The organism is Ancylobacter polymorphus, from assembly GCF_030813495.1.
GTDB classification, from domain to species: Bacteria; Pseudomonadota; Alphaproteobacteria; order Rhizobiales; family Xanthobacteraceae; genus Ancylobacter; species Ancylobacter polymorphus.
This window is the reverse complement of the sequence record NZ_JAUSUI010000006.1, coordinates 264,250-284,525: the sequence shown is the minus strand read 5'-3', so window position 1 is coordinate 284,525 and position 20,276 is coordinate 264,250. Positions and strand designations below refer to the sequence as shown.

Genomic DNA, 20,276 nt, shown 5'->3' with positions numbered 1-20,276 from the left:
GACATCGTGCGCATTCTTGTCGACCTGCAGGCGCTTCAGTCACGATCGAGCGGACAGCGCGGCATCGGCCGCTATGCCCGCTCTCTGGTGGAAGGCCTTCTGCGCCTGGCGCCCGAGGACGACTTCGTCCTGCTCCTGAATGGCATGATCGGCGAGGACAATGCGGGTCTGCGACGCGACTTCGCCGCATGGCCCAATGTCACCCTGCGCCTCTGGACCGCGGCACGGCCCGCCAGCTTCCTGGCACCGGCGGCGCGGAGACAGGCGGCAGAGGCCATTCGCGAGGCGGTGATCGCCGAGTGCGCAGCCGATATCGTTCTCGTCACTAGCCTGTTCGAAGGCATGTCGGAGGACTGCGTGACCGGCGTCGGCGACACACCGACCGCCGTGGTGCTTTATGACCTGATCCCGCTGCTTTTTTCCTCGCTCTACCTCACCGCCCCCCAATTCGAGCGCTGGTACCAGAGCAAGATCGAGTCTCTGAAAAAGGCCGATCTGCTGCTCGCGATCTCCGATTGCTCGGCGCGTGATGCGGCCCTGCATCTGGGACGGCCGACGGATCGGATCGTCACTATAGGCGCCGATGTCGACGCCCGCTTCGTCCCTCTCGCCATCAGCGAGGAGGAGCGCGAGCGGCACACCGCCGGGCTGGGCCTCACGCGCCCGTTCCTCCTGTATACGGGCGGCATCGACCATCGAAAGAACATTCCCGCCCTCATCAGCGCGTTTGCCGCCCTCTCCCCGTCGCTGATCGAGACCCATCAGTTCGCCATTGTCTGCCGCGCCACGGCGGATGAGAAGGAGCGGCTGCTCGCCCATGCCCGCGCCGCCGGCCTGCCGGACACGGCCGTGATCCTCACGGGCTATGTGCCGGACGACACTCTCGTCGCCCTCTATAATCTGTGCGCCGCGTTCATCTTCCCGAGCTGGTACGAGGGCTTCGGCCTGCCGGTACTGGAGGCGCTGCGCTGCGGGGCTGCGGTCGTCGGGGCGAACGCCTCCAGCGTGCCGGAGATCATCGGCCGGGACGACGCGCTGTTCGATCCGCACTCCATCGACGACATGGCGCGGATGATCGAGAAAGTGCTGACGGATGAACCCTTCCGCCAGTCGCTGCGCGCGTCCGCCGCCGCGCGGGCCGCGCGCTACAGCTGGGACGAGACGGTCCGACACGCGCTCGCGGCGCTGCGCGCGCTCGCACCGCCACGGCCGCAAGCGACGGCAGAAGCCGGCGTCAATCCCAAGCCGCGCCTCGCCTTTGTCTCGCCACTGCCGCCGCAGCGCAGCGGCATCAGCTTCTACAGCGCCACACTCCTGCCGGCGCTGGCCGACTATTACGCGATCGAACTCATTGCGGAGGAGCGACGCTCGGTCGACCCCGCTCTGGCCGCGCGCTTCTGCGTGCGTGATGTCTCCTTTCTTCGCGCCCACGCCGAGCGCTACGATCGGGTTCTCTACCAATTCGGCAATTCGCACTTTCACGCGCATATGTTCGAGTTGCTGGAGGAGATTCCCGGTGTCGTCGTGCTGCACGACTTCTTCCTGTCCAGCATCGAGTGCGTCACCAGCGCGGCGCGCTTCTCCCGGCTGCTGGCGGAAGGCCATGGCTACGGAGCCCTGCTCGCCCGCTGCGCGTCGGCGGAAGGGAGCGATCCCCTGACCCAGGCGATTTATACCTGGCCCACCAATGCCCGCGCCGTGCGGATGGCCGATGGGGTGATCGTCCATTCCGACCATGCCCGCCGACTGGCGCGGCATTTCTATCATGCGGCGACCGTCGCCGACTGGGTGGTCGTCCCGCTTCCCGGTGTCCCGCATCCGAGGACGGACAAGAGCCGCGCCGACGCCCGTGCGCGCCTCGGCATTGCGCCCGACGAGGTGCTCATCTGCAGTTTCGGCTATGTGACGCCGGCCAAGCTGCCGCTGCGCCTGATCGAGGGTCTGTGTGCCGCCGCCTGTAGCGCCAACCCAAAGGTGCGCTTCGTCTTCGTCGGCGATGCGGGCACCCTCGGCGCGGCGATCATGGAGCGCGTGGCCCCGACCCGTTGCGCCGGGCGGGTCCACATCACCGGCTGGGCCGGCGAGGAGATGTTCGGCGACTATCTGCTGGCGGCCGACCTCGCCGTCCAGCTCAGGACGAATTCGCGCGGCGAGAGTTCCGCGTCCGTCATTGATTGCCTGGCCGCCGGCCTGCCGGTGATCGTGAACGCGCATGGCAGCCTTGCCGACCTGTCGCCAGCGGGGGTGCTTCACATTCCCGACGCCTTCGCGGATCGCGAACTCGCCCAGGCCATCGACCTTCTGGTGGACGATCCGGCCCTGCGGCAGCACATGGGCAAGGCCGGGCGTGAGCGGACCGTGGCCGAACACGCCCCTGAAAGCTGCGCCCGCGCCTATCACGCCGCCATCGAGACGTTCAGCCGGCGGGCGCAGGGCCGGCACCGGCTTGTCGACGAATTGGCGCGGCTGCCGTCCGATCCCCTCCTCGACGCGGAACTGGCACAGGCCGCAGCCGACAGCCTGCCGAGCGGAGCCCGCCAGCGGCAGTTCCTCATCGATGTCACCGAGCTTGCACGGCACGATGCCAACAGCGGCATTCAGCGGGTGGTGCGTGCCCTGCTGGGAACGCTGCTGCGCGATCCGCCGGCCGGCTGGCAGGTGGAGCCGGTTTTCGCCGACCCGGTCCTTGGCCGCTACCGCTATGCGCGTCGGTTCACCTGCGCCTTCCTCGATATTCCCCCAGTCTGGGATGAGGACGCCCCGATCGATTATTACGCCGGCGATATGCTGCTCGGCGCCGATCCTGGCTTCTCGCTCATTCCCCGGATGCGGGGCGCGCTGGATTCGATGGCCCAGTCGGGCGTTCACCTCGCCTTCATCGTCTATGATCTCCTGCCCCTGACTCTCCCGCACTGCTTCCCGATGCCCGAGGGGTTTTTCGCGGCCTGGCTGCACACGATCGCGCGCTACGATCAGCTGCTGTGCATCTCCCGCGCGGTGGCGGAAGATGTCACGCGCTACCTCGCCGTCCATCCGCCGGCCAATGGCCGAATGCCGGCCATCGACTGGTTCCACCTCGGGGCCGATCTGGAAAGCGCGACCTGCCGGGGGCCCCGCGCCGACGCCATGCGCGAAGCCGCCACGCAGGCGCCCCGCCGCCCGAGCTTCCTGATGGTCGGGACGGTGGAGCCGCGCAAAGGCCACGCTTTGGCCCTCGATGCCATGGAACGCCTATGGGCCGCCGGCGGGAATGCGGCACTGGTGATCGCCGGCGCGCAGGGCTGGATGGTCGAGGAACTGATAGAAAGGCTGCGCGGGCATCATGAGTATGGCGACAGACTGATCTGGGTCGAGCGGCCCAGCGACGCGGAGCTGCGGCAGCTTTACAGCTCGTGCAGCTGTCTTCTCGCCGCCAGCGAAGGGGAAGGCTTCGGCCTGCCGCTGATCGAGGCGGCCCGGCACGGCCTGCCCATCCTCGCCCGCGACATTCCGGTCTTTCGCGAAGTGGCCGGCGACCACGCCAGCTATTTCGACGGCACGGGAGCGGAAACCCTCCACGCGGCGCTCGACGCCTGGCTCGCCGCCTTCCAGGCCGGGCGCGCGGTGGGATCGCGCGGGATGCCCTGGCTGACCTGGCGCCATAGCGTCGACGCGCTTCTGCAGCGCCTCCCCATGGACTGACCCACACGGGGCGACTGTCCCGTCCCAAGACGCGGGGCCTCTTGACGCGAAAAAGCCCCGGATCCTTGCGGTCCGGGGCTTTTCTCGTCAGCGGCCCGTCGCGGCGGACCGCGCGGGGTCCGCGGCGATCACGGGGCCGGGGCCGCCGGGGTGGCCGGCTTCGCGGCCGGGGCGTTGATCAGGTCGCCCGGCTTCGGCGCGGCCTCGGTCTTCTCCACCTTCGCGGCCTCGCGGGTCTTCTGCACCGCATCGGCCTGGGCCTTCTGCGCCAGGAACTGCTCGATCTGCGGCTTGACCTCGTCGAAGGTCGGCACCGGGCGCTCGCGCACCTCCTCAAGCTTGATGACGTGCCAGCCGAACTGCGTCTTCACCGGCTTGGAGACTTCGCCCGGCTTCAGCTCGAAGGCGACTTCGGCGAATTCCGGCACCATCTGCTCCTTGGTGAAGAAGCCGAGATCGCCGCCATCATCCTTGCCCGAGGGGTCCTCGGTCAGCTCGCTCGCCAGCTTGGCGAAGTCAGCGCCCTTCTTGAGCTGGGCCTCGACATCCTGCGCCTTCTTCTCGGCGGCCGCCTGGGCTTCCTTGTTGTTGGGGTCGGCACGGAATAGGATGTGGCGGGCGCGCACTTCCTTCTCCGGCTTCTGCTGCTTCACAGCCTCTTCATAGGTCTGCTTCAGGGCGGCATCGGTGAGCGCGTCCTTGGTGGCCTTGGTGAGGATGGCCTGCATCAGCACGCGCTTGCGGATGAAATCCATCTCGCGCTTGAATTCCTCGGTCTCGTAGAGCTTCTGCGCCTCGGCGGCCTGCGCCATGGCGTTGAGGTCGATGAGGAAGCCGAGCACATATTCGTCGCGGGCCGCGCCCTGGATCTGCTGCGGCAGGTTCGGCGCCAGTTCGGCGGCCGCGGCGGTCACGTCGCTGCGGCGGATCGGCTGGCCGTTGACGGTGGCGAGCACGGGATCGTCCTGGGTCGCGGCGGCGGCCGGCGCGGCCGGCTTCGGCGCCGCGTCCTGAGCGAGCGCCGGCAGGGCGGGAAGCAGGGCGGTGCCGATCAGCGCAGCCAGCAGGCCGGCACGCAGCGGGCCGGCGGAGACCCGGCCGGCGACGGCGCGAGCGGACGCCTTGGGCGCGGCGAGCGGGAAATGACGGGTCATGGAACGTTCCTCAATTCGGTTTGGCCGCGTGGGCCGCGAAAGCTGGCCCAGCACGGCACAGGTTGCAAGCCGGTATGATGGCCAACGCCGGATATTTCGCCGCTTGCGCGCCGGTGGCATGGGCTACCTGCGCGACCGCCCGCTGATCGGCGAAACTGTCGTCCGGCGTGCGATTGACAACCCCCAAACCCGTTCATAAGTGTGGCACGCGGTGCGGGTTCTCGCCGGCACTCGCGCTTATGTGAGCCAAGAACCCGCAAGCCGTTCGCGGCGGCCCGGCCCTGAAGACCCATTTCGGCCGCAAATGGCGTCTCGATGAGGCTTCAGCCCGCGCGTTCGCGCCCGCAGCTTGCTCAAGAGGATGTGGCGGCCCGTCACCGCCCGTCCGACACCTGCCCCTGGCGGACTCGGATTGGAAGTCTCATGTTCGGCGCTCTCGCGCGAAAGCTCTTCGGATCGGCAAATGACCGCCGCGTGCGCGGTTATCAGCCCAAGGTCGCGGCCATCAACGCGCTCGAACCCGAGGTCAAGGCGCTCTCCGACGAGGCGCTGCGCGCCCGCACCATTGCCTTCCGCGAGCAGCTGGCCAAGGGCGCGAGCCTCGACGACCTGCTGGTCCCCGCCTTCGCCACGGTGCGCGAGGCGGCGCGCCGGGCGCTGGGGCAGCGGCATTTCGACGTGCAGCTGATCGGCGGCATGGTTCTGCATGAGCGCGGCATCGCCGAGATGCGCACCGGCGAAGGCAAGACGCTGGTGGCCACCTCGCCGGTCTATCTCAATGCGTTGACCGGCAAGGGCGTGCACGTCGTCACCGTCAATGACTACCTCGCCAAGCGCGACGCCGAATGGATGGGGCGGGTCTACCGCTTCCTCGGCCTCACCGTCGGGATCATCCATCACGGCATGGACGACAATGAGCGCCGCGCGGCCTATGCCTGCGATGTCACCTACGCCACGAATAACGAGCTCGGCTTCGACTATCTGCGCGACAACATGAAGTACGAGCTGAACCAGATGGTGCAGCGCCCGCACTTCTACGCCGTGGTCGACGAGGTGGACTCCATTCTGGTCGACGAGGCGCGCACGCCGCTCATCATTTCCGGCCCGCTCGACGACCGCTCGGACTTCTACAATACCATCGACACCTACATCCCGAAGCTGTCGAAGGAAGACTACGAGGTCGACGAGAAACAGCGCTCCGTCGCCATGACCGAAGCCGGCATGGAGAAGATCGAGACCCTGCTGCGCGACGCCGGCATTCTCAAGGGCGAGAGCCTGTACGACATCGAGAACGTCTCGGTGGTCCACCACGTCAATCAGGCGCTGCGCGCCCACAGCCTGTTCCAGCGCGACAAGGACTACATCGTCCGCAACGGCGAAGTCGTCATCATCGACGAGTTCACCGGCCGCATGATGCCGGGCCGGCGCTATTCGGAAGGTCTCCACCAGGCGCTGGAAGCCAAGGAGCGGGTGCAGGTCCAGCCTGAGAACCAGACGCTGGCCTCCATCACCTTCCAGAACTATTTCCGCATGTATGAGAAGCTGGCCGGCATGACCGGCACGGCCAATACCGAAGCGGCGGAATTCCAGGACATCTACAACCTCGAAGTGGTCGAGATCCCGACCAACCTGCCGGTGCAGCGCATCGACGACGATGACGAGGTCTATCGGACGGCGGGCGAGAAATACAACGCCATCATCGACCTCATCACCGACTGCAAGACCCGCGGCCAGCCCGTGCTGGTGGGCACCACCTCGATCGAAAAGTCGGAACTGCTGGCCGAACTGCTGAAGCAGCGCGGCTTCAAGCAGAAGGACTTCTCCGACCCCGACGCCTTCCGCCCGCTCTATGATGGCGACCAGGGCACGGCGGACGACAAGGTGTTCGCGGTGCTGAATGCCCGCCACCATGAGCAGGAATCCTACATCGTCAGCCAGGCCGGCGTGCCCGGCGCCGTCACCATCGCCACCAACATGGCCGGCCGCGGCACCGACATCCAGCTCGGTGGCAATGCCGAGATGCGCATCAGCCACGAACTCGGCGACATGCCGGAGGGCGAGGAACGCGCCGCCGCCGAAGCCCGCATCCGCGACGAAATCGCCAAGCTGAAGGCGAAGGCGCTGGAAGCCGGCGGGCTCTACGTCATCGGCACCGAACGCCATGAGAGCCGGCGCATCGACAACCAGCTGCGCGGCCGCTCCGGCCGCCAGGGCGACCCCGGCCACTCGCATTTCTTCCTGTCGCTGGAAGACGACCTGATGCGCATCTTCGGGTCGGACCGGCTCGACGGCATGTTGCAGAAGCTCGGCCTCAAGGAGGGCGAGGCCATCGTCCATCCCTGGATCAACCGCGCGCTGGAAAAGGCGCAGCAGAAGGTCGAGGCGCGCAATTACGACATCCGCAAGAACCTGCTGAAATACGACGACGTGATGAACGACCAGCGCAAGGTGGTGTTCGAGCAGCGCGTCGAGCTGATGCAGGACGAGGATGTCGCCGAGACGGTCGCCGAAATGCGCCATGGCGTCATCGAGGACATCGTTACCAAGCATGTGCCGCCCAATGCCTATCCCGAGCAGTGGGACACGGACGGCCTCGCCGAGCAGCTGCAGCGCGTGCTCGGCCTCGACCTGCCGGTCAAGGAATGGGCCGCCGAGGAAGGCATTGCCGACGAGGAGATGCGCGAGCGCGTGCAGCGCCGGGCCGATGAGGCGATGGCGCTGAAGGCGGCGAAATACGGCCCCGACATCATGCGCTATGTCGAGAAGTCGATCCTCCTGCAGACGCTGGATCATCTCTGGCGCGAGCATCTGGTGACGCTCGATCATCTGCGCCAGGTCATCGGCCTGCGCGGCTATGCCCAGCGCGACCCGCTGAACGAGTACAAGTCGGAGGCGTTCCAGCTGTTCGAGGCCATGCTGGCCAATCTGCGCGAGGCGGTCACGGCCCAGCTCATGCGCGTCGAAGTGATGTCTGCGCCGCAGACCGACGAGATGCCGCCCATGGCGCCGCACCATATCGACGCGGCGACCGGCGAGGACGAGTTCGCGCTCGCCGATGCCGAGATTGCCGCGGCGGCGACGCTGGCCCCGGCTTTCGACGCGGCGACGCCGAACCGTGACCCCAATGACCCCTCGACCTGGGGCCGGGTCGGCCGCAACGAGGCCTGCCCCTGCGGTTCGGGCCTGAAGTACAAGCACTGCCACGGCAAGTTCGTCTGAGGCAGGGCGATGGGTGACGGGGCGCAGGCCGATCGCAATGACGACCTGCACCGCGTCGCCGCCGCCGAACGGCGCCTGCGCGACGCCGCTCTCGCGGGCGATGTCGCCGCGCTCGACGCGCTGCTGGCCGACGATCTGGTGTTCGTCAACCAGTTCGGCCATGTGCTGAGCAAAGAGGACGATCTCGACCTGCACCGCACCGGCGCCTTCCGGCTGGAGCGGCTGACCTTTTCCGATTATCGGCTAAGCCACCTCGCGCCCGGGCTGGTGCTCGCGGTGCTGCGCGCCGATGCGGCCGGCACGGCGGGCGGAGCGCCCTTCGAGGCAACGTTGCGCTTCACCCGCGTCTGGCGGCGAGAGGCCGCAGGCTGGCGGGTCGCCAGCGCCCACAGCACCCCGCTCGCCTGAAGCCCTTTCGGCCTTACTGAACCGCTGAGAAGCTACCCGGCGCCAGAATGCCGGCGGCACCCGGCAGCGTCTGAACCGCGCCGGGCGTCGTCGCCGTGCCGGACGACACCACCGAAGGAGCCACAGTGGCAGGCGTCGGCGGATTCGCGCGGGTTGCCGCCTGCGGCGCGGGCGCCGCCGCCTGGCGCGGCACGGGCGGACGCACCGGCGGAACCGGCACGTTGGCGATCGGCTCGGCCGCCGGGGCCGCTTCTGCCGGCGGCGCGCTGCCACCGAACAGGTTCTTCAGGCTGTCGAGAAAGCCGCCATTGCTGCCGGCATCGAGCGCGGCCAGCTGCGGCAGCGCCGCCCGTTCCGGCGGCCGGGCTTGAGCGTCGGCAGCGGCAGACGGCGCGCCGCCGGCCTGCGGCGGGGTCGGCGCCGAAGCGGGGGGCGCCGCAGCGACGGCCGGGGGCGCGGAGGCTGTCGGCGCAGGCGTCAACCCGCTGAACAAATTGTCGAAGAACCCGCCCGTGCTGGGCGCGGCGGCGGCGGCGATGCGCGGCCCGCCCGGTGCATCGTCCGGACGCGGGGCCGGCAGCGGAACGGCGGCGGCTTCGGTCACCGTGTCGGCGGTGGCGAGTGCAATGCTCTCTGCCGGCGCCGGCTCGGTGGTTGAAACTCCATAATCGCTTCCCGGCGGCTTCACCACCGGCGGCAGCGAACCCGGCGCGGACAGTTCCGGGTTTTCCAGCTTGGCGAGGAACACCTTGTGCATGCCGCCGTCCTTGCCGGTCTTGACCGGGGCGACAGGCTGCAGCGCGCCGGCGCTGGCGATCTTGGTGCTGACGTCCTTCTGGCGGGCGGCGACTTCCTCCTCCAGCCCCTCCGGCATCGTGTAGTCCGGGCAGGGAAGGCTCGCTTGCAGCTTCTGGTTCGGGTCGACCGGCGTGGCGTTGAACACGTAGCGCTTGCCGCAATAATCCACCTTTGGCGGCGCCTTGGTGATCTCGAACACGTCGCTGCCTTCCTTCAGCATCTTCCAGAAGGCGAGGTTCGGGTTGTTGCGGTGGCGGACCAGATTGTCCGTCGTCATGCGGAACGGATAGGCCTGCACCTGGAAGGAGCGCTGCCCGCCATAGAAGCTCTCGCGGCCGAGCGCGAAAATCTCCTGCACCTGCTCGTCGGTCATGGCGTAGCAGCCGCGCGAGGAGCAGTCGCCATGCACCATCAGATTGCTACCGGAACGGCCCCAGGCGCGGTCATAGGCATTGGGAAAGCCGAGGTCGAAGGCGAGGTAATAGCTTGAATTGGGGTTCATCTGCCCGGGCGTGATGGCGTAGAAACCCTCGGGCGCCTGCCGGTCGCCCTCCTTCACCTTCGGCCCCAATTCGCCGGACCAGCGGCAGATCGGGTAGGTCTTCAGCAGGGCATAGTCGCCGCTGGTGGTTTCCTTCCAGACTTCCAGCTCGGATTCTTCCTTGAAGATCCGCACCACGATCGGGCTCGACTTGGTCATGCCCTTCTGGTCGATCAGTGCCAGCGTCTGCGGAGAGAGGCTCTTGCTCGCCTTCGACATGGGCGAGGAACTGTCGCCGCCATTGCAGCCGGCCAGCACCAGCGCGGTGCAGCCGGCCAACAGGGCCGCGCGCCAGCGCGCACCGAGTCCCCGGTCACGCGCCTGACGCGAGAGGCTCGAAAAGGCCTGAAACCTCAACCCCGGTATCTCCCCGAAACCGCAGCGCACAAGGCGCCCGCGCCAAGCGTTATACCGCGTCCGGGGCCGGCGCAATCCCACGGCGTATGACGGTCGATCACAGCCCGGCGAGGGGATCGCTTCGGCGCGCCCGCATCCGCTCAGAGATTGCGGCCGATGGCCAGGAACTTCTCGCGGCGGGCCTTGCGCAACGCTGCCGGCTCCAGGCCGTCCAATTCACCGAGCGCGGCCTCGATGGCGTCGCCCGTCGCGCGCATCGCCGCCTCGGGGTCGCGATGGGCGCCGCCGGGAGGCTCGGGAATCACGGAATCGATGACATGGAAGCGCAGCAGGTCCTGCGCGGTGATCTTCATGTTCATCGCCGCTTCCTGGGCCTTGGCGGTGTCGCGCCAGAGGATCGAGGCCGCCCCTTCCGGCGAGATGACGCTGTAGATCGAATGCTCCAGCATCAGCACCCGGTTGGCGGTGGCGATGGCGATGGCGCCGCCGGAGCCGCCCTCGCCGATGATGACGGCGACATTGGGCACGCCGAGCGAGAGGCAGGCATCGGTCGAGCGGGCGATGGCCTCGGCCTGGCCGCGCTCCTCGGCGTCGAGGCCGGGAAAGGCGCCGGCGGTGTCGACCAGCGAAATGACCGGAAGCGAGAAGCGGTCGGCGAGTTCCATCAGCCGCACCGCCTTGCGGTAGCCCTCGGGCCGCGCCATGCCGAAATTGTGCTTGATACGGGTTTCGGTGCTGGAGCCCTTCTCCTGCCCGATCAGGCAGACGGCACGGCCGCGAAAGCGGGCCAGGCCGCCGAGAATGGCGTGGTCGTCGCCGAATTTGCGGTCGCCGGCCAGCGGGTCGAACTCCTCGAACAGCGCCGAGGCATAATCGGAGAAGTGCGGGCGCAGCGGATGGCGCGCCACCTGCGTCTTCTGCGAGGGGGAGAGATTCGCGTAGAGCTGGAGCAGGGCGTCGCGCGCCTTGCCTTCCAGCCGCGCGATATCGTCGCCAATGGCGACCGCGTCGCCCTGCGCCGCCATGGCGCGCAATTCTTCCAGCTTGGCCTCGAGTTCGGCCACGGGCTTCTCAAAATCGAGGTAGCTGCGCATTGGAAATGATTGAACCGGCTCACGGGAAAGGGGGGCCACCGGGAAGGACAGCCCGCGAAATCGGCCGGAAGCTGCCCCGAGAGGGTGGCGACGTCAAGGCAGGCGCGCATCTGCGCTCAATCGCCGCTGCCCTCACTGAGCGGATGCAGGTCGCGCACCAGGCTTTTCAACCGCTCATCCAGCACATGGGTATAGATCTGCGTCGTGGAAATGTCGCTGTGGCCGAGCAGCGTCTGCACGATACGCAGTTCCGCCCCATGCGCCAGGAGATGGCTGGCGAAGGCGTGGCGCAGCACATGCGGCGACAGCCGCGCCGGATCGAGCCCGGCGGCCAGAGCGAGGTCTTTGAGGTCCAGCGCCACCTGCTGGCGGGTGATATGCCCGCTTGCCGCGCCAGAGGGAAAAAGCCAGCGCCCGCGTTCGGCCGGTGCTTTGCGTCCGTCTGCCGCCGCCCGCTCGGCCGCCACTCTGTCCAGTGCCGCGCGATAGGCGGACATGGCGGCGCGCGCCGGCTCACCGAGCGGGACCAGCCGCTCCTTATTGCCCTTGCCACGGACGATGATGGCGTCGCCGCGCGCATTCGCCGCCGAAGCCGGCAGCGCCGCGAGCTCGGACACGCGCAGACCCGTGGCGTAGAGAAGTTCGACGAAACAGGCGGTGCGCGCCCGCCGCGCGGCTTCAGCGACGCTCGCCACCGCCTCGCCGGCCCGCTCATGGGCCGTGGCGATGAGGCCGCTCACTTCCTCCTGCGACAGCACCTTGGGCAGCGGCCGGCTGCGGCGCGGCCCTTCGAGCACGGCGGCGGGATCGTCGCCGCGATGGCCCTCGGCATAGAGAAAGCGGTGGAACTGGCGCACGGCGGAGAGCTTTCGCGCCACGCTGGCGCTGGCAAGACCGCGGGCGGAGAGCGCGGCGAGCCACCCGCGCAGATCGGCTGTGGTGGCGCCCGCGACATCGCGGCCCTGCGTCGCCAGGAACCCCTCATAGTCTTCGAGGTCGCGCTGATAGGCGCTGAGCGTGTTCGCTCCCGCGCCCCGTTCAGCGGCCATCATGTCGAGAAACAGCTGCGCCCCGCGCGGGCTCATTTGGCGAACCGGTCCGGCGGCACCACGACGCTCATCTCGCGCATCTGCGGCTTCACCAGCGTGGCGAACGCCCACAGCGTGCCATAGCCGATGCCGCCGAGGATGCCGAGAATGACGAGAAGGCGAATGAGGCTCGGCATGGTGAGCAGGCCCTGCACGATTCGAAAGGGGTTGTGCCGATCCTAAGGCCGTTCGGCGCGGCGGTGGAAGCCGGCGGTATCTTCCTCACCCTGCCATCTCTGTCTGAACGGAGCGTTACAGCGCCGCCACGGGCGTGCACGCGCCGCGCTCGCATTGCGTCACCCCCGCGCTGATGATAGTCCGCGCTTGAGCGAGCGAGCGCAGGGCGATGACGGCGGAACCCGAACAGGACGAGAAGGCGGAACGGCTGCGCGCACTTCTGGGTGCACGCTCCGTCGTGCTCGTCGGCATGATGGGTGCCGGCAAGTCCTCGGTCGGCAAGCGCCTCGCCCGCCGTCTCGCTTTGCCCTTCGCCGATGCCGATACCGAGATCGAGCAGGCGGCGGGGATGACCATTCCGGAGATTTTCGCCCTGCGCGGCGAGCCCGCCTTCCGCGACGGCGAGAAAAAGGTGATCGCCCGCCTGCTGGAAGCCGGGCCGATGGTGCTCGCCACCGGCGGCGGCGCCTATATGAATGCCGACACCCGCGCCGCCATCGCCGCCAACGGCATCTGCGTCTGGCTGAAGGCCGAGCTTGACGTGCTGCTGCGCCGCGTGCGCCGGCGCGACGACCGGCCGCTGCTGAAGAACGACCCGGAAGGCACGCTGGCCCGGCTCATCGACCAGCGCTACCCCGTCTATGCGGGCGCGGACCTTACCGTGGTGTCGCATGACGTGCCGCAGGAAGTGATGGTCGACACGGTGATCGAGGCCCTGATCGGCCATCTCGCCGTGCCGGGATCGGGAGACGAGACGTGAACAAGCAAGCCCCCCCCCTGGCAGCCGACCGCACCCAGCTCAGCGTCGGGCTCGGCGATCGCTCCTATGATATCGTCATCGGCCCGGGCCTGCTGGCGGAATCCGGCGCGCGCATCGCCGCGCTGCGGCCTGGCGCCCGCATTGGCATCGTCACCGACAGCAACGTCGCCGACCGCCATCTCGGCGTGGTCGAGGCCTCGCTGCGCGAGGCCGGCCTGACCCCGACACCGATCCTCGTCGAGCCCGGCGAGAAGTCCAAATGCTTCGCCGTGTTCGAGCAGGTGGTGGACGCGCTGCTCGCCGCCCGCATTGAGCGACGCGACCTCCTGCTGGCGCTGGGCGGCGGCGTGGTCGGCGATCTCGCCGGCTTCGCGGCGGCAGCGCTGCGGCGCGGCGTCGATTTCGTGCAGGCGCCGACCAGCCTGCTGGCGCAGGTCGATTCCTCCGTCGGCGGCAAGACGGGCATCAATTCGCGCCACGGCAAGAATCTGGTGGGTGCCTTCCACCAGCCGATTCTCGTGCTCGCCGACACGGGCGCGCTCGACACGCTGCCGCTGCGGGAGTTCCGTTCCGGCTATGCCGAAGTCGCCAAATACGGCCTGATCGACAACGCCCCGTTCTTCGGCTGGCTGGAGCGCCGCTGGGAAGCCGTGTTCCGCGGCGGGGCGGAACGCATCGAGGCCATCGCCACCAGCTGCGCCTCCAAGGCCGCCGTGGTTAGCCGCGACGAGAAGGAGACGGGCGACCGCGCCTTGCTCAATCTCGGCCACACTTTCGGTCATGCGCTGGAAGCGGGCGCCGGCTTCTCCCAGCGCCTGCTGCATGGCGAGGCGGTGGCGGTGGGCATGGCGCAGGCCTTCCGCTTTTCCGCCGCGCAGGGGCTGTGCGCCACGGCGGATGCCGAGCGGGTGGAGACGCATCTGCGCACGGTCGGGCTGCCGACCCGCATCGCCGACATTCCCGGCGCCCTGCCCGACACAGATGGGCTGATGGACCTGATCGCGCAGGACAAGAAGGTCTCGCGCGGTGCGCTCACCTTCATCCTCGCGCGCGGGATCGGCCAGAGCTACATCGCCCGGGATGTTGATCCCGCGCAGTTGCGTGCCTTCCTTGAGGAGGAGCGCCGGGGCCGCTAAGAAGGGCGCATGACCCTTTATGACTGGATGGCCCTCGGCGCCGTCGTCCTCTGCCTCCTGCTGTCCTTCTTCTTCTCGGGCAGCGAGACCGCGCTGACGGCTTCCTCCAAGGCGCGGATGCACGCGCTGGAGAAGAACGGGGACGCCCGCGCCGCGCTGGTCAACCGGATGATGGCGCAGCGCGAGCGGCTCATCGGCGGCATCCTGCTCGGCAACAATCTTGTCAACATCGCGGCCTCCTCGCTCACCACCGGGCTGCTGCTGGCGTGGTTCGGCTCGGCCGGCATCGCCTATGCGACGGTGGGCATGACCGTCGTCGTCGTCATCTTCTCCGAGGTGCTGCCCAAGACCATCGCCATCAACCATCCCGACCGCGTGTCGCTGCTGGTGGCGGGTCCGATCCGCTTCATCGTCGGCCTGTTCGGTCCGCTCACCCTCGCCATCGAGGCACTGGTGCGGGCGCTTCTGCGCGCCGCGGGCGTCCCGCTCGGCGCCACCACAAATGTGCTCTCCGCCTCGGAAGAACTGCGCGGCGCGGTCGACCTGCTGCACCGCGAGGGCAGCGTGGTGAAGGACGAGCGCGACATGCTCGGCGGCCTGCTCGATCTCGGCGAACTGGAAGTCTCCGACATCATGGTCCACCGCACCAAGATGGCGAGCCTCAACGCCGACACGCCACCGGAGCGCATTGTGCAGGAGGTGCTGGCCTCCCCGCATACGCGCCTGCCGCTGTGGCGCGAGCGGCCGGACAACATCATCGGCGTGCTGCACGCCAAGGACCTGCTGCGCGAATTGATGGCGCTCGGCAACGACACGTCCAAGCTCGACATCGAGAAGATCGCCCGCGCGCCGTGGTTCGTGCCCGACGTGACCTCGCTGCCGGACCAGCTCAAGGCGTTCCGGCGCCGCAAGCAGCATTTCGCCCTCGTGGTCGACGAGTATGGCGAGGTGATGGGCCTGGTGACGCTGGAGGACATTCTGGAGGAGATCGTCGGCGACATCTCCGACGAGCATGACCGCGCCTTCACCGGCGCCCGCCGCAACCCGGACGGCTCGGTCAGCGTCGAGGGCTCGGTGCCGATCCGAGATCTCAACCGCGCCATGGGCTGGCACCTGCCGGACGAGGAGGCGACCACCCTCGCCGGCCTCGTCATCCACGAGGCCCGCATCATCCCCGAGCCGGGACAGGCCTTCATGTTCCACGGCTTCCGCTTTCAGGTGATGCGCAAGCAGCGCAACCGCATCACCCTTCTGCGCGTGGCCCCGCTGCGGCGGCCGGCCGGTTAACGAGCCACCTGCCCTGCCGCCGCTCTGGCAAAACGCCGCCGCCTCCCCATATCGGCGAGGCTTTTCTTCGGCGATGATCCGGCGCTACTCGCCCGGCGCCTTGGCCTCGATGGCAAGGGCGTGCAGGCCGCGCGCCAGTTCGTCCGCCAGCAGGCCGTTCACCAGACGGTGCCGTGCCAGCCGGTTCTGGCCGGCAAAGGCCTGCGCGACAATCCGCACGCGAAGATGCGTGAGCTGACCGGGACGATGACCGCCATGACCTTCATGCCGATGACTCTCATCCTCGAGTTCGAGAACGCTGGGCGAGAGTTCGGCCAGCGCCGCCCGCACGCGGGCCAGCCTCTGGGAGATCGCATCGTCGGTCGGCAGCGGGGGAACGGGCGTGCTCATGCCCGATGCGGTACGCCCGCCGGCTAGCCGCGTCAACAGCCCGGCGCGGCATCCGCCGACCCGATTGCACCGCAATCGCGGCGCAGACTTGCCGGCTCTGCACCGTCTAAGGCGCCGGGCCGCGCCGATCCCGCCGCGTCGTGGCGCCGCTGTCGCCCCGGAATGATGCGACGGGGCGGTGACGAACCCGCGGTTTCTTGTATACCTGCTCCAGCAACAGCATAATCGTCGGACCATGAAGCTCGACTCCCCCCTCTTCGATCGCATCCGGGTGAAGCCCGACCGTGATCGCCGCCTCAAAGCGGAAGGCCCTACCTGCGAATGGGAGGGCTGCTGCAATGCCGCGACTCACCGGGCGCCCAAGGGCCGGCAGATGGAAGGACAGTTCTGGCGCTTCTGCTTCGAGCACACCCGCGCCTACAACCAGTCGTATAATTATTTCGCCGGCATGGGGGACGACGCCGTCGCCGCCTACCAGAAGGATGCGGCCACCGGCCATCGCCCGACCTGGAAAATGGGTTCCAAGGGCGGCGCGGCACGGGCGGCCGAACACGCCAAGCGTCATACGACGGAGAATATCGGCGATCCCTTCGGCATGTTCGGCGAGGTCGGCGGCCGGGCGCGCCCGGAGCCGGAAGCCCCGCGCGAGAGCCGGATGATCCGCAATGCCGAGCGCCGCGCCTTCGAATCCCTTGGCGTGGAGATTTCCGCCACGCCGGAGGAGATCAAGGCCCGCTTCAAGGTGCTGGTGAAGAAATACCACCCCGACGCCAATGGTGGCGACATTTCAACCGAGGACCGTCTGCGCGACGTGATCCAGTCCTATAATCATCTCAAGAACGCGGGCTTCTGCTAGGGAAGCGCGTGCCAGACCAGCCCGCGCGCATGCGCGGCAACGGAGGAAGAATGACCGCCCCGCTCACGCAAGCGCCCGCGCTGCCGGACATGAAGGTCTCTGTTCGTCAGGTGTTCGGCATCGACGTTGATCTCGAAGTGCCGGCCTATGCCGAACCGGACGCCTATGTCCCGGAGATCGACCCGGACTATCTGTTCGACCGCCCGACTACGCTCGCCATCCTCGCCGGCTTCGCGCATAACCGCCGCGTGATGGTCACGGGCTATCACGGCACCGGCAAGTCCAGCCATATCGAGCAGGTCGCCGCCCGGCTCAACTGGCCCTGCGTGCGCGTGAACCTCGACAGCCATATCAGCCGTATCGACCTGATCGGCAAGGACGCCATCGTGGTGAAGGAGGGCCTTCAGGTCACCGAGTTCCGCGACGGCATCCTGCCCTGGGCCTACCAGAACAACGTCGCGCTAGTGTTCGACGAATATGACGCCGGCCGCCCGGACGTGATGTTCGTCATCCAGCGCGTGCTGGAATCCGCCGGCCGCCTGACGCTGCTCGACCAGAACCGCGTCATCCGCCCACACGGTGCCTTCCGCCTGTTCGCCACCGCCAACACGATCGGCCTCGGCGACACCACCGGCCTCTATCACGGCACGCAGCAGATCAACCAGGCGCAGATGGACCGCTGGTCCATCGTCACCACGCTGAACTATCTGGCGCATGACAAGGAGGTCGACATCGTTGTCTCCAAGGCCAAGAACCTGCAGACGCCGGAAGGCCGCGACACCGCCGCGCGCATGGTCCGCCTCGCCGACCTCACCCGCCAGGCCTTCATCAATGGCGACCTGTCGACGGTGATGAGCCCGCGCACCGTGATCACCTGGGGCGAGAATGCCGAGATCTTCCAGGACCTCGCCTTCTCCTTCCGCGTGACCTTCCTCAACAAGTGCGACGAGCTGGAGCGCCCGCTGGTGGCGGAGTTCTACCAGCGCTGCTTCGGCAAGGAACTGACCGAATCCGCGGTCAACGTCGTCCTGTCCTGAGCGACACGCGCCCTCTCCCCGCCGGGGAGAGGGGCAGCGCCCCGGCCTTTCGGGGCGACCTCCCGCAAGGGAGCCGTGATGCCAACCTCCAAGGCAAGCCCATGTCCACGTCGAACCGCACCTCCCGCACGCCGCCCAAGGAAGCCCCGACCGAGCCGCTCAAGCGCGCCGTCACCGGCTGCCTGCGCGCTATTGCGGGCAATCGCGAGATCGACGTGACCTTCGGCGCGGAAAAGCCCGGCTATGCCGATGGCCGCGCCCGGCTGCCGGAGCCGGCGCGCCGCATGTCGAAGCACGACGCCGCCATCATGCGCGGCCATGCCGATTCCATGGCGCTGCGCATGGCCTGCCACGACCCGAAGATCCACCAGCGGCTGGTGCCGATGGGCGAGCAGGCCCGCGCCGCCTTCGAGGCGGCCGAGCAGACGCGCTGCGAATCCGTGGGCGCCCTGCGCATGGACGGCGTGGCGCTGAATCTCTCCGCCATGCTGGAAGACCGCTACCAGAAGGCCAATTTCGCCAATCTCGCCGACCGCTCGGACGCGCCGCTGGAACACGCGCTCTCGCTCATCCTGCGCGAGCGCATGACCGGCATGGCCCCGCCTGCCGCCGCGCGCGAAATGGTCAATCTGTGGCGTGGCTTCATCGAGGAGCATGGCTCGGCCGCGCTCGATGAGCTGGCCGGCGCCGCCGAGAACCAGGCCCGCTTCGCCGAGGCGATGCGCGACCTGCTGTCCTCGCTCGGCATGGGCGAGGACATCGCCCCCTTCGACGAGAACAACGACCCCTCCACCGAGACCGACGACAGCCGCGACGACGACAACGGCAAGGGCAGCGACAGCGAGGAAGACGAGAACGCCGAGGGTCAGACCGAGGTCGATACCGATCTGTCCTCCGACCAGAACCCGGAGGAATCCGAGGAGCAGCAGGACCAGCCCAATTCCGAACTGTCCGACGACGCGGAACTCGGCGAATCCGACGATGCGTCCGAGCCGTGGAAGCCGGAAAATGCCGTGCCGGCCGAGCCGCGCCCGCCGGAATATCACCCCTTCACCCCGCGCTTCGACGAGACGGTGAACGCCGACGAGCTGTGCGACGCCGAGGAACTGACCCGGCTGCGCGCCCATCTCGACAAGCAGCTCGTGCATCTCTCGGGCATCGTCGCCCGCCTCGCCAACCGGCTGCAGCGCCGTCTGATGGCGCAGCAGAGCCGCGGCTGGGAGTTCGATCTCGAAGAGGGCATGCTGGACCCGGCGCGCCTGCACCGCATCATTCTCGATCCGATGCAGCCGCTTTCCTTCAAGCGCGAGCGCGACACCGACTTCCGCGACACCGTCGTCACCCTGTTGCTGGACAATTCCGGTTCGATGCGCGGGCGGCCGATCACCGTCGCCGCCGCCTGCGCCGATATTCTCGCCCGCACGCTGGAGCGCTGCGGCGTGAAGGTGGAGATTCTCGGCTTCACCACCAAGGCGTGGAAGGGCGGCCAGGCACGCGAAGCGTGGCTTTCGGCCGGCAAGCCGGGCGCGCCCGGCCGCCTGAACGATCTGCGCCACATCATCTACAAGTCGGCGGACGCGCCCTGGCGACGCGCTCGGCGCAATCTCGGCCTGATGATGCGCGAGGGGCTGCTGAAGGAGAACATCGACGGCGAGGCGCTGGAATGGGCGCATAACCGCCTGCTGGCGCGCAATGAATCGCGCCGCATCCTGATGATGATCTCCGACGGCGCGCCGGTGGACGATTCCACCCTCTCGGTGAACCCCGGCAATTATCTCGAGCGGCATCTGCGCTGGATGATCCAGCAGATCGAGGACAAGTCCCCGGTGGAGCTGATCGCCATCGGCATCGGCCATGACGTGACGCGCTATTACAAGCGCGCCGTCACCATCGTCGACGCCGAGGAGCTGGGCGGCGCGATGACCGAGAAGCTGGCGGAACTGTTCAGCGAGCAGGGCGCCCGCGGGGGCGCCAAGGAAACCAAGGGCCGCAGCGCCGCGGCCTTCGCGCAGGCTCCCAAGGCGCCGCCGAAGCCCGCCGCTCCGGTCGGCCGGCCCACGGCGACCCCGCTCTCCACCCGCCGGGTGCACTGAGAGGGAAGGCGCGGTCGCAAACCGCGCTTTGGCACACCGTCATCCCGGCCGCAGCGAAGCGCAGAGCCGGGATCGGGCAGGCGGCAGGCGCGCGGCGTTGCTTGGCGGCCACCCCTTGAAAGCCGCCGGACGTGCCCCATATAGGCATCATCCCGGTCAGAACAGGGCTTCCGGCATGTTGGCACCTCGTCAGTGCCTCG

Annotated in this window: 15 protein-coding genes; 9 read left to right on the top strand and 6 right to left on the bottom strand. The window is 68.2% G+C overall.

The annotated features are described in order from the left end of the window. Nucleotides 1–6 precede the first annotated feature (6 nt). On the top strand, nucleotides 7–3,681 hold the full coding sequence (locus J2S75_RS15595; RefSeq protein ID WP_307021006.1) for a glycosyltransferase: 3,675 nt from the start codon (nucleotides 7–9) through the stop codon (nucleotides 3,679–3,681). Between the two features lie 128 nt (nucleotides 3,682–3,809). Here the strand turns inward: J2S75_RS15595 and J2S75_RS15590 are convergent, their stop codons facing one another. Then, on the bottom strand, nucleotides 3,810–4,835 hold the full coding sequence (locus J2S75_RS15590; protein WP_307021004.1) for a peptidylprolyl isomerase: 1,026 nt from the start codon (nucleotides 4,833–4,835) through the stop codon (nucleotides 3,810–3,812). A 423-nt stretch (nucleotides 4,836–5,258) separates the two neighbouring features. Here J2S75_RS15590 and secA point away from each other — a divergent pair, with 423 nt between their 5' ends. Together secA and J2S75_RS15580 are read left to right on the top strand one after the other, a co-directional pair. Beyond that, a complete protein-coding gene (secA, locus tag J2S75_RS15585; RefSeq protein WP_307021002.1) occupies nucleotides 5,259–8,054 on the top strand; it encodes a preprotein translocase subunit SecA in 2,796 nt (931 codons plus the stop codon). A 9-nt stretch (nucleotides 8,055–8,063) separates the two neighbouring features. Continuing rightward, a complete protein-coding gene (locus J2S75_RS15580; protein WP_307021001.1) occupies nucleotides 8,064–8,462 on the top strand; it encodes a nuclear transport factor 2 family protein in 399 nt (132 codons plus the stop codon). Nucleotides 8,463–8,475: 13 nt separating this feature from the next. Here the strand turns inward: J2S75_RS15580 and J2S75_RS15575 are convergent, their stop codons facing one another. The 4 genes from J2S75_RS15575 to J2S75_RS15560 form a co-directional block, all read right to left on the bottom strand. Next, entirely contained in the window at nucleotides 8,476–10,158 is a 1,683-nt protein-coding gene (locus tag J2S75_RS15575; protein WP_307020999.1) for a L,D-transpeptidase family protein, read from the bottom strand. Between the two features lie 140 nt (nucleotides 10,159–10,298). Next, nucleotides 10,299–11,252 carry an acetyl-CoA carboxylase carboxyltransferase subunit alpha gene (locus J2S75_RS15570; RefSeq protein ID WP_307020997.1) on the bottom strand — a complete coding sequence of 318 codons (954 nt, stop codon included), beginning with the start codon at nucleotides 11,250–11,252 and terminating at the stop codon, nucleotides 10,299–10,301. A gap of 116 nt (nucleotides 11,253–11,368) precedes the next feature. Beyond that, nucleotides 11,369–12,337 (bottom strand): site-specific tyrosine recombinase XerD, encoded by a 969-nt coding sequence (locus J2S75_RS15565; RefSeq protein ID WP_307020995.1) that lies wholly within the window; start codon nucleotides 12,335–12,337, stop codon nucleotides 11,369–11,371. After that, nucleotides 12,334–12,477: a hypothetical protein gene (locus J2S75_RS15560; RefSeq protein WP_244375116.1), complete on the bottom strand. Its 144-nt coding sequence runs from the start codon at nucleotides 12,475–12,477 to the stop codon at nucleotides 12,334–12,336. Before J2S75_RS15560 ends, J2S75_RS15565 begins: the two co-directional genes overlap by 4 nt. A gap of 209 nt (nucleotides 12,478–12,686) precedes the next feature. Here J2S75_RS15560 and J2S75_RS15555 point away from each other — a divergent pair, with 209 nt between their 5' ends. Genes J2S75_RS15555 through J2S75_RS15545 form a run of 3 tightly spaced genes read left to right on the top strand, consistent with a single transcriptional unit; the run spans nucleotide 12,687 to nucleotide 15,700 of the window. Then, nucleotides 12,687–13,277, top strand: coding sequence for a shikimate kinase (locus tag J2S75_RS15555; RefSeq protein WP_244375115.1), 591 nt, complete (start codon nucleotides 12,687–12,689; stop codon nucleotides 13,275–13,277). Further along, nucleotides 13,274–14,413, top strand: coding sequence for a 3-dehydroquinate synthase (gene aroB, locus J2S75_RS15550; RefSeq protein ID WP_307020991.1), 1,140 nt, complete (start codon nucleotides 13,274–13,276; stop codon nucleotides 14,411–14,413). Before J2S75_RS15555 ends, aroB begins: the two co-directional genes overlap by 4 nt. Before the next feature lie 9 nt (nucleotides 14,414–14,422). Further along, nucleotides 14,423–15,700 carry an HlyC/CorC family transporter gene (locus J2S75_RS15545; RefSeq protein WP_307020989.1) on the top strand — a complete coding sequence of 426 codons (1,278 nt, stop codon included), beginning with the start codon at nucleotides 14,423–14,425 and terminating at the stop codon, nucleotides 15,698–15,700. Nucleotides 15,701–15,784: 84 nt separating this feature from the next. Here the strand turns inward: J2S75_RS15545 and J2S75_RS15540 are convergent, their stop codons facing one another. After that, the gene (locus tag J2S75_RS15540; RefSeq protein WP_307020987.1) at nucleotides 15,785–16,090 is read right to left on the bottom strand and encodes a BolA family protein; all 306 of its coding nucleotides are present in this window, start codon (nucleotides 16,088–16,090) and stop codon (nucleotides 15,785–15,787) included. 235 nt (nucleotides 16,091–16,325) lie between these two features. Between J2S75_RS15540 and J2S75_RS15535 the strand changes: the two genes are divergently transcribed. From J2S75_RS15535 to cobT, 3 genes are all read left to right on the top strand, one after another. Beyond that, on the top strand, nucleotides 16,326–16,946 hold the full coding sequence (locus J2S75_RS15535; protein ID WP_307020985.1) for a J domain-containing protein: 621 nt from the start codon (nucleotides 16,326–16,328) through the stop codon (nucleotides 16,944–16,946). Between the two features lie 50 nt (nucleotides 16,947–16,996). Then, nucleotides 16,997–17,983, top strand: coding sequence for a cobaltochelatase subunit CobS (gene cobS / locus J2S75_RS15530; RefSeq protein ID WP_244375109.1), 987 nt, complete (start codon nucleotides 16,997–16,999; stop codon nucleotides 17,981–17,983). Nucleotides 17,984–18,084: 101 nt separating this feature from the next. After that, nucleotides 18,085–20,076 carry a cobaltochelatase subunit CobT gene (cobT, locus tag J2S75_RS15525; protein WP_307020983.1) on the top strand — a complete coding sequence of 664 codons (1,992 nt, stop codon included), beginning with the start codon at nucleotides 18,085–18,087 and terminating at the stop codon, nucleotides 20,074–20,076. The last annotated feature ends 200 nt before the right edge of the window (nucleotides 20,077–20,276 follow it).

Excerpts from the sequence above, each read along its gene's own strand:
- J2S75_RS15590 (WP_307021004.1), bottom strand. The coding sequence starts at position 4,835 with ATGACCCGTCATTTCCCGCTCGCCGCGCCCAAGGCGTCCGCTCGCGCC.
- cobT (WP_307020983.1), top strand. The coding sequence starts at position 18,085 with ATGTCCACGTCGAACCGCACCTCCCGCACGCCGCCCAAGGAAGCCCCG.
- J2S75_RS15570 (WP_307020997.1), bottom strand. The coding sequence starts at position 11,252 with ATGCGCAGCTACCTCGATTTTGAGAAGCCCGTGGCCGAACTCGAGGCC.
- cobS (WP_244375109.1), top strand. The coding sequence starts at position 16,997 with ATGACCGCCCCGCTCACGCAAGCGCCCGCGCTGCCGGACATGAAGGTC.
- J2S75_RS15545 (WP_307020989.1), top strand. The coding sequence starts at position 14,423 with ATGACCCTTTATGACTGGATGGCCCTCGGCGCCGTCGTCCTCTGCCTC.
- J2S75_RS15580 (WP_307021001.1), top strand. The coding sequence starts at position 8,064 with ATGGGTGACGGGGCGCAGGCCGATCGCAATGACGACCTGCACCGCGTC.
- secA (WP_307021002.1), top strand. The coding sequence starts at position 5,259 with ATGTTCGGCGCTCTCGCGCGAAAGCTCTTCGGATCGGCAAATGACCGC.
- J2S75_RS15555 (WP_244375115.1), top strand. The coding sequence starts at position 12,687 with ATGACGGCGGAACCCGAACAGGACGAGAAGGCGGAACGGCTGCGCGCA.
- J2S75_RS15560 (WP_244375116.1), bottom strand. The coding sequence starts at position 12,477 with ATGCCGAGCCTCATTCGCCTTCTCGTCATTCTCGGCATCCTCGGCGGC.
- J2S75_RS15565 (WP_307020995.1), bottom strand. The coding sequence starts at position 12,337 with ATGAGCCCGCGCGGGGCGCAGCTGTTTCTCGACATGATGGCCGCTGAA.
- J2S75_RS15535 (WP_307020985.1), top strand. The coding sequence starts at position 16,326 with ATGAAGCTCGACTCCCCCCTCTTCGATCGCATCCGGGTGAAGCCCGAC.
- J2S75_RS15540 (WP_307020987.1), bottom strand. The coding sequence starts at position 16,090 with ATGAGCACGCCCGTTCCCCCGCTGCCGACCGACGATGCGATCTCCCAG.